This is a genomic window from Roseiarcus sp. (genome assembly GCF_052145395.1).
GTDB lineage: Bacteria > Pseudomonadota > Alphaproteobacteria > Rhizobiales > Beijerinckiaceae > Roseiarcus.
This window is the reverse complement of the sequence record NZ_JBKQOT010000860.1, coordinates 1-13970: the sequence shown is the minus strand read 5'-3', so window position 1 is coordinate 13970 and position 13970 is coordinate 1. Positions and strand designations below refer to the sequence as shown.

Annotated in this window: 10 protein-coding genes and 1 pseudogene; 6 read left to right on the top strand and 5 right to left on the bottom strand. The window is 63.6% G+C overall.

Annotated elements, in window-relative coordinates; genetic code table 11:
- On the bottom strand, positions 1-1503 hold the full coding sequence (locus tag ACLP25_RS29925; RefSeq protein ID WP_442472729.1) for a sugar ABC transporter ATP-binding protein: 1503 nt from the start codon (positions 1501-1503) through the stop codon (positions 1-3).
- 564 nt (positions 1504-2067) lie between these two features.
- On the opposite strand from ACLP25_RS29925, the gene ACLP25_RS29920 reads away from it, so the two are divergent.
- The 3 genes from ACLP25_RS29920 (at position 2068) to ACLP25_RS29910 (ending at position 6783) form a co-directional block, all read left to right on the top strand.
- The gene (locus tag ACLP25_RS29920; RefSeq protein ID WP_442472728.1) at positions 2068-2331 is read left to right on the top strand and encodes a hypothetical protein; all 264 of its coding nucleotides are present in this window, start codon (positions 2068-2070) and stop codon (positions 2329-2331) included.
- 184 nt (positions 2332-2515) lie between these two features.
- Positions 2516-3676 (top strand): efflux RND transporter periplasmic adaptor subunit, encoded by a 1161-nt coding sequence (locus tag ACLP25_RS29915; protein WP_442472727.1) that lies wholly within the window; start codon positions 2516-2518, stop codon positions 3674-3676.
- A complete protein-coding gene (locus ACLP25_RS29910) occupies positions 3676-6783 on the top strand; it encodes an efflux RND transporter permease subunit (protein ID WP_442472726.1) in 3108 nt (1035 codons plus the stop codon). The genes ACLP25_RS29915 and ACLP25_RS29910 overlap by 1 nt, the downstream gene beginning before the upstream one ends.
- Positions 6784-7478: 695 nt before the next feature.
- Here the strand turns inward: ACLP25_RS29910 and ACLP25_RS29905 are convergent.
- Positions 7479-7757 carry a hypothetical protein gene (locus ACLP25_RS29905; protein WP_442472725.1) on the bottom strand — a complete coding sequence of 93 codons (279 nt, stop codon included), beginning with the start codon at positions 7755-7757 and terminating at the stop codon, positions 7479-7481.
- 326 nt (positions 7758-8083) lie between these two features.
- Between ACLP25_RS29905 and ACLP25_RS29900 the strand changes: the two genes are divergently transcribed.
- Positions 8084-8254, top strand: coding sequence for a hypothetical protein (locus ACLP25_RS29900; RefSeq protein ID WP_442472724.1), 171 nt, complete (start codon positions 8084-8086; stop codon positions 8252-8254).
- Between the two features lie 1012 nt (positions 8255-9266).
- Here the strand turns inward: ACLP25_RS29900 and ACLP25_RS29895 are convergent.
- Entirely contained in the window at positions 9267-9803 is a 537-nt protein-coding gene (locus ACLP25_RS29895; RefSeq protein WP_442472723.1) for an EamA family transporter, read from the bottom strand.
- An 83-nt stretch (positions 9804-9886) separates the two neighbouring features.
- Between ACLP25_RS29895 and ACLP25_RS29890 the strand changes: the two genes are divergently transcribed.
- Positions 9887-10549 carry an HAD hydrolase-like protein gene (locus ACLP25_RS29890; RefSeq protein WP_442472722.1) on the top strand — a complete coding sequence of 221 codons (663 nt, stop codon included), beginning with the start codon at positions 9887-9889 and terminating at the stop codon, positions 10547-10549.
- 30 nt (positions 10550-10579) lie between these two features.
- On the top strand, positions 10580-12697 hold the full coding sequence (locus tag ACLP25_RS29885; RefSeq protein ID WP_442472721.1) for a S9 family peptidase: 2118 nt from the start codon (positions 10580-10582) through the stop codon (positions 12695-12697).
- A 57-nt stretch (positions 12698-12754) separates the two neighbouring features.
- Here ACLP25_RS29885 and ACLP25_RS29880 read toward each other — a convergent pair whose 3' ends face one another.
- Positions 12755-13249, bottom strand: a complete 495-nt coding sequence (locus ACLP25_RS29880; RefSeq protein ID WP_442472720.1) for a hypothetical protein — start codon at positions 13247-13249, stop codon at positions 12755-12757.
- 433 nt (positions 13250-13682) lie between these two features.
- A pseudogene (locus ACLP25_RS29875) lies at positions 13683-13873 on the bottom strand (DUF1214 domain-containing protein); the annotation flags it as partial.
- Positions 13874-13970 lie beyond the last annotated feature (97 nt).

The following is a 13970-nucleotide window of genomic DNA, read 5'->3' as shown; positions in this document are numbered from 1 at the left end:
TCAGGCTGCCTCGGACGCTGAAGCTGCGGTGATCACCGACTCGGTTGTCAGCGCCGCGCCCTTGAGTTCCGCGATGATCCGGCCGCGATTGAAGACGAGGGCGCGATGGCAGATATGCGCGACCTCCTCGAAATCGGTCGACACCACCGCCACGGCCAGCTTTTCCTCAAGCGCGCGCTCGATCAGGCGATAGATTTCCGCCTTTGCGCCGACATCAACGCCGGCGGTCGGGTCCTCGGCGACGAGCAGTCGGCGATCTGTCGCGAGCCAGCGTCCGACGACAACCTTCTGCTGATTGCCGCCAGACAGGCTCTCGAAGGACAATTCAGGGGCGTTTGGGCGAAGGCCGACCGAGGCGCCGAGCGCAATCGCCTTTCGCGCTTCGGCGCGCCCCGACAGAATCGATAGGAGGCCGCGTCCAGAAGCGCCGGGATTGAGAAAAGCGTTTTCGCGCACCGTCAGGGCGGACGCCACGGATTCCTCCGCCCGATCGCGCGCAAGCAGGCCGACGTTCGCGCGCACGGCGGCGCGCGGCGAAGAGAGATCCGGCCGCTCGCCGTCGATCAGGATCAAGCCCGTGTGAGGAACGGCGCCGAACAAGGCGCGACCAATTTCCTCCTGACCCGCGCCCCTCAAGCCCACGAGTCCAAGCAATTCGCCCTCGCAAATATCGAAATCGACCGGACCCGCGCCAGGCGTCGCGAGGCCCTGCACAACCACTCGTCTGGCGCCTCGAGCGCTGTCGGACTTGCGGAAGAGCTCAAACGTCGAGCGGCCGACGATGAGGCTCACTAGTTCGTCCGGGTTCGTTTCCTCGACCGGTTTCTCGCCGACGAGGCGGCCGTCGCGCATCACCACGACTCGGTCGGCGATGCGGAAAATTTCGTCGAGCCGATGCGAGACATAGATCATTCCAACGCCGCAGCCCCTGAGCTGTCTGATGGCCTCGAACAACCGCTCAACCTCGTCTGCGGGAAGACTGGCGGTCGGTTCGTCGAGCACGAGAAAATCGCAGTCGACGACCAAGGCGCGGGCGATCGCCACCAGCGATTTCTCGGTGCGGCTGAGGCTTCGCACCCTGCGGCTCGGGTCAATCCGGCCGCCGACCAGGGCCAAAGCCTCCGCTGCGCGCATCTCAGCGCGCGGCCAATCGATGGCGCCTAGACCCCCGAAAAAGCCGCGCCGTGGAAAGCCCCGGGCAAGCGCCATGTTCTCGCTGACCGTCATCCATTCGACAAGGCCCAGGTCCTGATGCACGAAGGCGACACGCTGGCGCTCATCCGCGCGATGACGATAAGGCTCACCGTCGATCGTGACGGTTCCGCCGTCGGCTGCGACGATGCCGCCGAGAACCTTGATCAGCGTTGACTTGCCGGCGCCGTTTTCGCCGAGCAGCGCGACAACCTCCCCGCGGCTAACCCCGAAACTCACGCCTTTGAGCGCCTGCGTTCCGCCGAACGCTTTGGCGACATTCTCAAACTGGAGGCCGCCTGCTTGCGTCAATCCCGTTCCTCCCAAGCCGAGCGTATTTGTTCGCTGTCAGGTTGGTCAAGTTGTGGCTGATGGCGGACGCAGCACGTCAGGACCTCGCCCTCGTCGTCGACGGCGCGTCACAGGTCAATCACCGGCCCATCGACTTTCAAATAGATTTCGTCCTGATGCGAAACGCCATTCGGCTTTAGCGGCGCTTGCGCAGATCGGCTGTGATCATCGGCCGGGCGGGTTTCTCCAACTGAGCTGCATCCCCTATCGGGACGCGACCCTGGTGACTCCGAGGCGGAACTCCATCGCCTCTCGGATGGAGAGGATCATACGGAGGTTTGCTCCCGGGAAACCAACAGCACATGCGGGTCTATCGACGTAGGATGGACTGACAGTGCGAAGAACTTAATTATGGCTTCTCTTTATATCTTCGGACCAAGGGATGCTTTGAATGGCGAAGATCATATGCGTCCTCTGCGATGACCGCGTCGAGGGCTGTTCGAAATCCTACCCCGGAGACGAACGCCCAGGATCATCGCCGGCTATGGCCTGCGCCCCGGAGGCCGCAATAGGCAGGAGGATACGGTGGTAAAACTGGCGCTCATCGTCATCATCTTTAGTGCGCTGACGGCTGGCGTCGCAGCCCATGCGCAAGACGACGACAGACTCGTCGCCCCGGAACTCAGCACGCCTGCGCCGGGGCAGCTTCTCAACAAGGATTATCTTACGGCGACCGGCGCGACCGTCGATCGGCCCGGCGTTCCGCTGGCGACCGGGCCGACGGCGCTCGACCGCGCGATAAGGCAGCAGAACAACCGTATCGACAACAGCATCTGCGACGGTTGCTGACCCTACGCGAGTCTCGACGGCCGCCCGAGGGGAAGGGGTGAAAGCGATGAACAACGCGGTTCCGGCGAACGAACGCAGGGCGCTTGCCTCCTGCACGGCGCTCTCGTCGGGGTCCCTTGGCGGCTACGGTCTGCTGGTTCCGGGGACTTGAAGGGCGAAAGTCATGAGGAAGCGTTCCGTCGTCTTGGGTGTTGTCGCCACGGCCTTTATTGGCGGCGGAATCGGCTGGCGGGTGATGACATTGGGCGCAGAGCCGCCGCGGCCGGACGCGCCCCCGCCGCCGGTGCCGGTCGTCGCGACAAAGGTTCAGGTATCGGATGTGCCGATCGTGATAACAGGCATCGGCACCGTCGAGCCCTACAACGTGGTCGACGTCCACACGCAGGTGACCGGGACGCTCGAGAAGATCGGCTTCGTCGAGGGCCAGGTGGTGAAGCCCGGGGATCTGATCGCACAAATCGATCCACGCCCTTACCAGGCGGCGCTGCAGGAGGACGAAGCGATCCTCAAGGTCGATGAGGCGCATCTGGCCAATGCCGAAGTCAATCTCCGCCGCTACCAGACCCTTTTTAAGCAGGACTCCATCGCAACGATGCAAGTCGACGACGAAGACGCAAAAGTCAGCCAGCTGAGGGCGACGATCATCCAGGAGAACGCCACAATCTTCAATGCGCGGACGCAACTCGGCTACACGACGATCACGGCGCCGATCGCCGGCGTGACCGGCATCCGCAAAGTCGATGTGGGTAATATTGTCCAGCCCACCGGCGCCGGCGGCGACACCACTCCGATCGTGACGATCACGGAGATCCAGCCGATCTCCGTCGTCTTCACCCTACCGCAGAAAGACCTTCAGACAGTGCGGAAAGCCATGAAGGATGGCGCGCTGACCACCGTCGCCTACAGCCAGGACGACACGATGAAGCTCGACGAAGGCTCGCTGCTCCTGGTCGACAATACAGTTCTGCAAAGCTCCGGAACCGTGCAGCTCAAGGCTACTTTTCCCAACAAGAACGATAATCTATGGCCCGGCCAGTTCGTCAACGTCCGACTGAACGTGGCTGTTCGGCATGATGCGATCACGGTTCCCATCACGGCACTGCAGCAGGGTCAGGACGGTCAGTTCGTTTTTGTTGTCCGGCCGGACGGCAAGGTGGAAGAACGCCCGGTCGTCGACGAGCAGACGCTCGATGCCCGCGCGCTGATCAGCAGCGGACTTGAGCCCGGCGACACGGTGGTCGTCGCCGGACAGTACCGTCTGTGCGACGGCGTGCAAGTGGTCCAGGTCCCCGCCAACGACCCGAGAGTGCAGAACACGACCGAGGCCAGCGCGGGAATGCTGTGATGAGCATCTCGGCTCCCTTCATCGGCCGCCCCATTGCAACGAGCTTGCTGATGGTGGCGATCGTGCTGCTTGGCGCCATCGGGTACGAGTTGCTGCCCGTGGCCTCGTTGCCGAACGTGTCGTTCCCGACGATTACGGTTACGGCGCAGTATCCGGGCGCAGACCCGCAGACAATGGCGTCCGCCGTCGCGACGCCGCTCGAAAAGCAGTTCGGGCAGATCCCGTATCTCACTCAGATGACATCCTCGAGCTCGACGGGCTATACAGCGATCACCCTTCAGTTCGCCCTGAGCGACAATATCGACGCCGCCGCAGAGCTCGTCCAAACCGCGATCAATGCCGCCCAGGGCCAGTTGCCGAAGGACATGCCGACCCCGCCGACGTACAAGGAGGTCAACCCTGCGATCGCCCCGGTTCTGACTCTCGGGCTCTCCTCGATCGTCCTGCCGATCACCACTGTCGACGACTATGCCCAAAACATTGTCGCCCAGAAGCTGTCAACGGTCCCGGGCGTCGGATTGGTCAACATCGGCGGCGCGCAGACCCCGGCGATTCAAATCCAGCTGAATCCCGCACAATTGGCGGAAGACGGCCTGGATCTGGAAGCCGTGCGGACGGCGTTGACGGACGTCAGCGTCGACCAGCCCAAGGGCAGCCTGTACGGCAAGCAGGACGCCTATACGCTGCAGACCGACGATCAACTTCTTTCGCCGGACAAGTGGAACAATCAGATCATCGCCTACCGCAACGGCGGCCCGATCCGGGTGCGTGATGTCGGCAAAGCCGTGGTCGGATCGCAGAACATCACCGTCAGAGGTTGGGTGAATCTCAACCAAGGCGTCGTGCTCGCGATCGAACAGCTGCCGGGCGCCAACGTGATCGACACCGTGAAAGCGATCAAGAAGGCGCTGCCGCAGATCGAGAACGACATACCCCCGACAATCAAGGTTTCCGTGATTTCGGACCGCACCATCACCATTCGGGCGTCGGTCGCCGATGTCCAGCACACGTTGATGCTGACGATCGGCCTGGTGGTCGGGGTCATCTTCCTGTTCCTGCGTAGCGCATGTCCGACTCTCATTCCGGCTATCGCGCTGCCGGTGGCGCTCATCGGCACGTTCGGCGTGATGTATGTTTTCGGCTACAGCCTGGACAATCTGTCGCTGATGGGCTTGTCGATCGCAGTGGGCTTCGTCGTCGATGACGCCATCGTCATGGTCGAAAACATCGTGCGGCATCTCGAGATGGGGAAGACCCCGATGCAAGCGGCGCTGGATGGCGCAGCCGAGATCGGGTTTACCATTGTCTCCATCTCGATCTCTCTGGTGGCGGTGTTCATCCCGCTCCTGCTCATGAGCGGCATGGTCGGCAAAATGTTTGAGGAATTCGCGGTGACGGTCACGACTACGATCATCGTTTCGATGTTCGTGTCGGTGACGTTGACTCCCATGCTCGGCGCGCGGCTGCTGCGGAAGGAACATCCTGAACGCCAGGGGCGACTGTCGCGGGGACTTGAATGGGGCTTCGACGCTCTGCTGGCGGCCTATGACCGCGCCTTGGTCGTGGCGCTGCGGCATCGCTTCGCCACCCTCATGTCGATGCTGGCCACGGTGGCTGCAACGGGCTGGCTGTTCATGATCATCCCGAAGGGTTTCTTTCCCGAGCAGGACACCGGCCTCATCCTCGGCATAACCGAGGCGGCGGAGAGCATCTCTCCGGACGGCATGGCGGCCGTCCAGCAAGAGGTCTTACAGACGGTTCTGAAGGATCCCGCCGTTGCGTCGGCTGGCGCCTATATCGGCGCCGGCATCGCCACGCCAACGGAAAACCAGGGGCGGGTCTTCATCACGCTGAAACCGCAGTCGCAACGCCCGCCGGTCAACCAAGTCATGGCGCGGCTCAGCCGCGATGTGAGCGACATTTCGGGAGTCCGGCTGTTGATGCAGGCGGTCCAGGACATCAACATCGGCGGTCGGCTGACCGCAGCGCAGTACCAGTACACTCTGACCGACACGAATTTGAGCGAGCTGAACCAGTGGGGGCCGATCGTGATGAACGCATTGGCGAAACTGCCTCAGCTGACCGACGTAACCAGCGATCAGCAATCCTCGGCGCCGGAGCTCGCGCTGTCGATCAACCGGGACGCGGCCTCCCGTCTCGGCATCACCGCGTCCACTATCGACAACACGCTCTACGACGCCTTTGGCCAGAGGCCGATCGCGCAGCTCTTCACGAGCCTCAGCCAGTATTATGTCATTGAGCAGGTGGATCCCCGTTTCCAACTTGGCCCCGATGCGCTGCAGCGCATCTACATCGCCTCGCAGACCTCCGGCATGGTCCCGTTGAGCGAAGTGGTCACGCTGCACAAGACGACTACGCCGCTGGCCGTCAACCACCAGGGGCAATTCCCGTCGGCGACCATCAGTTTCAACCTCAAGGGAAACGCGCCGCTCGGTCCGGCGGAGGCGGCGGTCAACAAGACGATCGCAGACCTGCATCTGCCTTCGACGATCGAAACGGGCTTCCAGGGCAACGCGCAGGCCTTCCAGGCCTCGCTGTCCAGCGAACCGATCCTGATCCTGGCGGCGTTGGTCGCGGTCTACATCATTCTCGGCATGCTGTACGAGAACCTCGTCCATCCGTTGACGATCATCTCGACTTTGCCGGCCGCTGGTCTCGGCGCCCTGGTGACCTTGTACGTGTTTGGATTCGGCCTCGACGTGATCGGCATGATCGGCATCATTCTCCTGATCGGCATCGTCAAGAAGAACGGCATCATGCTGGTGGACTTCGCCCTGGACGCCGAGAAGACCCGCGGACTGAGCCCCGAGGAATCGATTCATGAAGCCTGTCGGCTGCGCTTCCGCCCCATATTGATGACCACGATGTGCGCCTTGCTCGGCGCTGTTCCGCTGATGCTGGGGACGGGAGTTGGGTCGGAGTTGCGCCAGCCCCTGGGCTACTCATTGGCGGGCGGACTTGTCGTATCGCAGGCTCTGACGCTGTTCACCACCCCGATCCTCTACCTGTATATGGAGAAGCTCGGGCGCCTTCTTGCGCGGTTCCGCGCAGGTTCGGGAGCGTATGTCCCGGTCGCAGCCGAATAGACGCGCCTGACCGGCCATCGTCGACTGCTGACTTCTTGAAAGGATTGGCGCTCCCCCGAGCGGCCTTTGCCCGCCGCTGGTATCGAGCGGGTTCACGCGATCTAGCCGCCACTCGACCGGTGCTTCGAACAAGATGGGTCGCCTGATCTCACTCTGACGCTCGCTCCGTCGTTCGCATTTTGTTCCAATGGGCAGGAGCGGCGGCGACTGCGACAAAGCTTCGCACCATGGTCGTCCTTGATCCGTGAGATAATAGGCACATCAACGGGAGGTCACGCCATGTTCGAGAACAGGGACCCTTGGCCGCTTAGATGCCCGCAATGCGGCGAAGAATTTGTCGTTGAAATCGGGAAGCTGAAATCTGGCAAGGTGCCGCGCTGCGCATGGTGCCAAGCCCTCCTCCCGATCACTGGCGAAATGTTTATGGCGGCCCTGACAAACGCCCGCGCTGGCGAGTTTGATCCTTGGGCGAGCATGACCCGGATTCGCCCGGTTGTTTAGGCTATCGATCGCACGAACGTTCAGAGTTCCACGCACGGACTGCGACACGGCCTTGGCAAGGGCTGAACCCAGAAGGCGGTAGCCCCGTTCCGCCACCCAGTCTGCGCCGTCGCCTAGCCCGAGGACCGGGAACGGGCGCGAGTCGCTGCACGAATCAATCCGCCTACAGCCAAGCATGAGAGGCCGACCCCGAGTTAGACTCCGCCGTTTTCGCGACGATGGCCAACATCGGAGCGAAGCCAATCCTCGGGCCGGTTCACGAGCGCGAACCCTGTCACATAATCCGATTTATTGATGTAGCTGCGTGCGGCGGCGGTCAGCCCCTCGACCAAGTCGGCCCTGTATCTGTCGCTGGACGCATCGAGCGCGAGGTTGGTCATAATAACAAGAACGTGTTGTTCGACGCCGTCCTCAGTGCGGGCGCTAAAGACCTTCGCGGACGTTGCGAGCGGATGAGCGAACAATTGCGCCATGCTCCCTTGTGTGGGCGACCATATCAGCGTTTGCGCCGGTACGCCACGCGACGGAATTGTTACATCCGATGAGTTGTGCCGATGGGACTGATTTGACGCCGCCGCAAGCGCGACGTCGCGGGTTCACGCTCTTCGATCACAGAGTTAGGTTGTGTTTCCGATGGGCGCGCCGAATGCTGGCGCTTCGGCCCCGCTGCCAACGCGATACACATCGCCAAAGGGCGACAAGGTTTCGGAACCTTCGGCGAGCGTTGGAGTTCTTCAATAGCGGCGACGGGCTTTCCGCCTCGATCCGCTCAGTCCACACAGTTCCCGGACGTCCCGTCATGTTCCTATCCTCCGAGACGATGCCAACTGGCGTCGTGTTCAAGGTGTTCATTAGAGGAGACAACGGACAGTGGTGCATCGCGTCCTGCCACTGCTCCCGCCGCGAAGCCGAGCGGGCCGCAGATGTGCTCATGGTCCGTGAGGGGTTAGTCGCTCGCGTCATGCTGTGAACGGGCCAGCGAGCGAAGTTCCGCCGCCCGCGTGAAATTGCATGGACGTTAGGCAATAAGCCCGCAATACCGGTGGCGGCGTCGTCGGGTTGTGCGGGTCGTCGACAAGTTCCTGACGGGCCGAGTGCAGTCGATAGAAGCTGCCTTGCACTCTTATGTTTTTCAGAAATAGTCCGACAACAGCATGCTGCTGACATGCTACCGCAGAGCGTAACGTCCTCCAATTATCGTTGAGCCCTGCTGCAAGTTTATTCGCGTGACATTAATTATCTTAGCGGCGTGTGTTGGTGTTGACAGAGGGCGAGCCATGCCGGATGTTCTCGCCGAAGTCGCAGGCGCACTTCAATTAGTCCCCAGCGACTGAACAATATTAGTGGAAGTCAATACGGTTAATGGGGCCGGCAAGACCCTGAACCGCATCGAGGCCCATTGGGAGAAACTGCACGATGTCTGAGTGGAAAGTCTTCTATCGAGACAGCCTCGATCACGACCGAATTTCTCCGAGTGTTCCGAGCAAAGAAGCCGCTCTTGCACAGGCCAGAAGCCTCCATCGAGACAAGCGGGCCGAAATATATAAGATTGAAGGAGCTACCGGAGGCATCGTCCCTAAAGATGAAGTAATGCGTTGGGTGTCCGCCCACAGGTGGCGCTGACCAAAACGGATACGCTCGTCTAAGCCGTCGTTGACAATGTCATATTACGCGCGAGGTCCAACGGGGATTGCTTGTTGATAGACCGCTTTCCGAGCGTGACGCCCTATTGGATCGTTTTACACAACGCTGCCGGCTTGTGAAAACCATTATAAAGGGATAATCACTGATGGACTTTTTGATTTGGACCCGGTGTCATTGGACCCCCCAAACAACCGCTGATTTCTGCTATGAAGTCAGCTGATCCGGGATCATCGTTTCACCGCGCGCAATTGCCGCGGTCGGCAGTGCGACGGCCGAGACTGCGGCCGACCAGAGGGTCGCCGTCGGCGCGTCGAGCTTCTCGCGCAGGCGCTTGATGATCAGGAGATAGGCGGCGTAGAGGCCGTCGCCGCGGCGAGTGCGAACGCGTCGCCGGCGCCAACCCGGGCGGGCGCGGCCATGCCCGCCATCACCCAGGCGCCGACCAGGGCCAGCATGAGCGCGAGCCAGACGCGCCAGGGCGGATTCTTGGCAAAGAAGAGCGCGCCGCCGATCACCGTCAGGATCGGCGCGACGTTGCCGATGAAGGTCGCATTGGCGACCTTAATCCCGAAGATCGCGAAATGGAACGAGTCGACGTCGACGGCGAAGGCGAGCCCGGCCAGAATCAGGGGAACCGCAGCCGGCCAGAGCCTCGGCGCGCCTGCCCGGGCGCGGCCGGCGGCCTTCGCCCAGACGGCTAGCGCCGGGACCGCAAGTCCCATGCGCCAAGCCGCGCCGGCCAGCGGTCCGACGTCGAGAAAGCGGACCAGAATGCCCGACCAGGCGATGATCGCGGTCCCGGCAAGGAGGGCGATCAGGCCGCCGCGATCGACGGATGGCTCACGGGGTGTCTTGGTTTCGGCTTTGCCGCTCATCCCGACCGCGCTATCCGATCTGCCGGGCTCGGGCCAGCGCGCCACGCTGCGCCGTTGCCTTTTGACCGGGAACGACCTCGCCGATGACGGCTGAAAGCAAGCGAAACGTCCTGCTCGTCGATCTGGACGGCACCCTGACCGAACCGGCCGAAGGCATTGTCGGCAGCTTTCGCCATGCGCTCGAGGCGATGGGACTCGCGCCGCCGCCCGCCGCCGATCTCGCATGGATCATTGGCCCGCCGCTCAGGCGCTCGTTCGCCGAAATGCTGGGCGGGGCCGGGAACGTGGAGGAGGCGCTCAGGATCTATCGGGCGCGCTACGGGGCCTCTGGGCTCTTCGAGGCCTTCGTCTATGAAGGCGCGCCGGAGATGCTGGAGGCGCTCCGGGGTGAGGGCGTCCGCCTCGTCCTCTGTACCTCAAAGCCCAGCATCTATGCAAAGCGCATTCTCGAGCGCTTCGATCTGTCCCGCTTTTTCGACGCGGCTTACAGCGCGGACCTCGACGGCCGCTTCGAGGACAAAGCCGACCTCATCGCCCATATCCTCGCCGATCGGGTGCTCGCGCCCGAGAACTGCGTCATGCTGGGCGACCGCAAGCACGACGTGATCGGCGCCAGCCGCAACGGGATCCCGACCATCGGCGCGCTCTGGGGCTACGGCGGCGGGGCCGAGCTTGCCGCCGCCGGCGCCGCCGTCCTTTGCGCCCGCCCGGCCGACGTCCCGACGGCTTTCGCGCAGCTTTCCTGACCGCGCTCCGCATGGCACAAACGCCTCGCCATGACCGACCCCTCTTTCCCCGCCAACTGGCAGCCGCTCACGCCGCCCCGCGCCGAGCCCCGTCCTGTCCGGAAATCGGCCCACGGCGTCAGCTGGACCGACGAATACGCCTGGATCCGGGCGGAGAACTGGCAGGAGGTCCTGCGTGACCCGGACGCGCTCGCGCCCGACATCCGGGCGCTCATCGAGGCGGAGAACGCCTTTGCCGACGCCGTCCTCTCGCCAACCAGGGATTTGCAGAGGACGCTCGTCGCCGAGATGCGGGCGCGGCTCGCGGAAGACGACAGCGAGCCGCCCCAAAGCGACGGACCCTGGGCCTATACCACGCGCTTCCGGCCAGGCGGGCAGCATCGCATCGTCTGCCGCAGGCCGCGCGACGGCGGCGACGAAGAGACGCTCCTCGACGGCGACGCGCTCGCGGTCGGCAAGGCCTTCTTCAGCCTCGAGGCGGCGGTCCATTCGCCCGACCACGCCAGGCTCGCCTGGGCAGCCGACGACCTCGGCTCCGAGCTTCTGACGATCCGCGTCCGCGACCTCATGACGGGCGTGGACGTCGACGACCGCGTCGTCAACGCGGCCGACGACATCGTCTGGACACACGACTCGTCCGGCTTTCTCTATGTCGAGCAGGACGAGAGCCATCGCCCTTTCCGCGTGATGCTACACCGGATCGGGACCAGCCAAAGCGACGACGCAGAAGTCTTCGCCGAGCCCGATCCGGCGTGGTTCATCGGCGTCTCGGGGTCGCTCAACCGGCGGACTGCAATGATCGACGTGCATGGCCACGACGGGTCGGAGACGCATGTCGTCGACCTCGCCGCGCCGACCGCCGAGCCGCGCCTCGTCGACCCGCGCCGCTCCGGGCATTTCTACGACGTGCTCGACCACGGCGACCGATTCTTTATCCGCACCAACGCCGGAGCCCGCGACTTCAAGATCGTCGAGGCGCCGCGCGCCGACCCCGGCGAGGCGAACTGGCGCGACGTCGTCCCGCACCGCGACGGCTGCTACCTCATCGACGCCGTGCTCATCGCCGGCCATCTCGCGCTCTTGGCGCGCGAGATGAGCCGCCCGCGCCTGATCGTCATCGATCTCGCAACAGGCGGCCGCCATGACGTCGCGTTCGACGAAGAAACCTACGCGCTCGGCTTCGAGACGCTGTACGAGTTCGACAGCCCAAAAATCCGATTCGCCTATTCGTCGATGGCCCGGCCGGAGGAGATCTTCGACTACGACTGCGCCACGCGCAAGCGGACGCTGGTGAAGCGCCAGACCATTCCCGTGGGCTACGATCCGGAGCGCTACGTGACCCGGCTTTTGTTCGCGCCGGCCCTCGACGGCGAGACCGTCCCGGTGTCGCTATTAATGCGGCGGGATGAGACACTCGACGGCTCGGCGCCGCTCATCCTCTACGGTTACGGCTCCTACGGCTACGCGATCGAGGCCGGCTTCTCGACCAACCGGCTTTCGCTGGTCGACCGCGGCTTCGTCGCCGCCATTGCGCATGTGCGCGGCGGGACCGACAAGGGCTGGCGCTGGTACGAGGACGGCAAGCTCGCCAAGAAGCCGAACACCTTTTCCGACTTCCTCGCGGCCGCGCGCGGTCTCATCGCCGAGGGCTACACGAGCGCCGGCCGCATCGTGGCGCAGGGCGGCAGCGCCGGCGGCCTCCTCATGGGCGTCGTCGCGAACGTCGCGCCAGAACTCTTCGCCGGGATCATCGCCGACGTGCCGTTCGTCGACGCGCTCGCGACCATGATGGACGAGACGCTGCCGCTGACCCCGCCCGAATGGCTCGAATGGGGCGATCCGATCCGCGACCCCACGGCCTTCGCGACGATCCGCGGCTACAGCCCCTACGACAACGTGACGCCGAAGCGCTATCCGCCAATCCTGGCGCTCGGCGGCCTCACCGATCCGCGAGTGGCTTATTGGGAGCCGGCCAAATGGGTTGCGAGGCTGAGGGCGACGATGACCGGCGGCGGGCCGGTCCTTTTGCACACCGACATGGACGCGGGCCACGGCGGAAAGCCCGGCCGCTTCGACCGGCTTGAAGAGGTCGCCCGCAACGCCGCCTTCGCGCTCGCCTGCGTCAGCGGAGGCCTCACTGCGACCTGAACGCCCGCAAGCAGGTCGGCGGGAGGGACGCTGTTTCCAGTTCGGTTTTGAGCCTTTTCAAGGCGTTCCAGCGTCTTTTCCAGACAGCCCGGGAGCGTGCGCCTCGAGCGCGAGCGGGGTTTGCGGCGGAGGAAGACGGCGGGGGCCCGAAATGGGGCGCGCATCGGGCGCGGCGAAGCCGTGGTAGCGGTCAAGTTCGCGAACGATCTTCACCACGCGATCGATGGCCTCAAAGTTCGCTCCGGTCTCCGAATTGTACATGGATCCGTAGGAAACAAGCAGGGCCTCATTCAGACGGCTGACCTGCACGGCCAAAAACTCGGCCGGCGGCTGGGGCATCCGCCGCGCCAGGATCTCCCGCATGAGGCCGCGCATCCGGCTGTACGACAGCCCCTCCCGGCCGGCGATTTCGGCAACCGAGACGCCGCGGTTGAGCAGGCCGACGATCCGCCGCTCCCGCTCGGCCCTTTTCGCCCGCGCCGCCTGACGCGTCTCGCGCGACCGGTCGCGCGGAAATGGGGGCGGGGAGGGGGAGTCTTCGGGGTCGGACATAAATATTCTCCAGAGCGGATTTGAGAACAAATCTAGTACGAATTCGGGAAGCGCGCAAGACATTGTTTCTGTAAAAGAGAATCCCGGAGAGCCTCCGACCGCTTCGGTTTGTCGGGCTACGTCGCAGACGAACGGACTCCGGGCCGACAGGGGTCAGGAAGGTTGGGAGCCCGGAGCGAAGCCGCCATAGGCGGGACCGACTGACTGTTGCGGGCGTTCCCCGACAGCTGGGCGAACGGGTCGTATCGGACCTTTTGTGGCCATTCCTCGCCGTCCCGGTACGGGAGGAGGGCGCCAAAAGCGGGCAGTCCGGCGCACATCACGGCATCAGCACGATGTCGTCCGGTCGCCAAGTCTGGTTAAACCACGGCTCGAGCGGGCCGTAGAGGCGCAGGATCGTCCACCAGCCCTTGCCGGGGATTGTCTGCACCCAGTTAGCTTCCTTGCCTGGCGGCGGTTTGGGCCCGAAATAGACGTCGACCGAGCCGTCGGCGTTCGCTTGAACAGCCTTGTTCTGCTCAAACTCGGGAATTGCTGGTCGGTCTGCAGCGTCGAGCGGGTCTGGGTGTCGTTGACGATGACCGACCAAAACGCCTTCGCCGGGATGTTCGGCGGCAGGTGCAGCTTGTAAGTCTTGCCGCCGTCGAGCGGGTTGTTGTCGGCGTCCTCGGCCGTCCAGGGATAGGTCTAGCTTCTCCAGTCAGAAATCGTACTTGAGGAT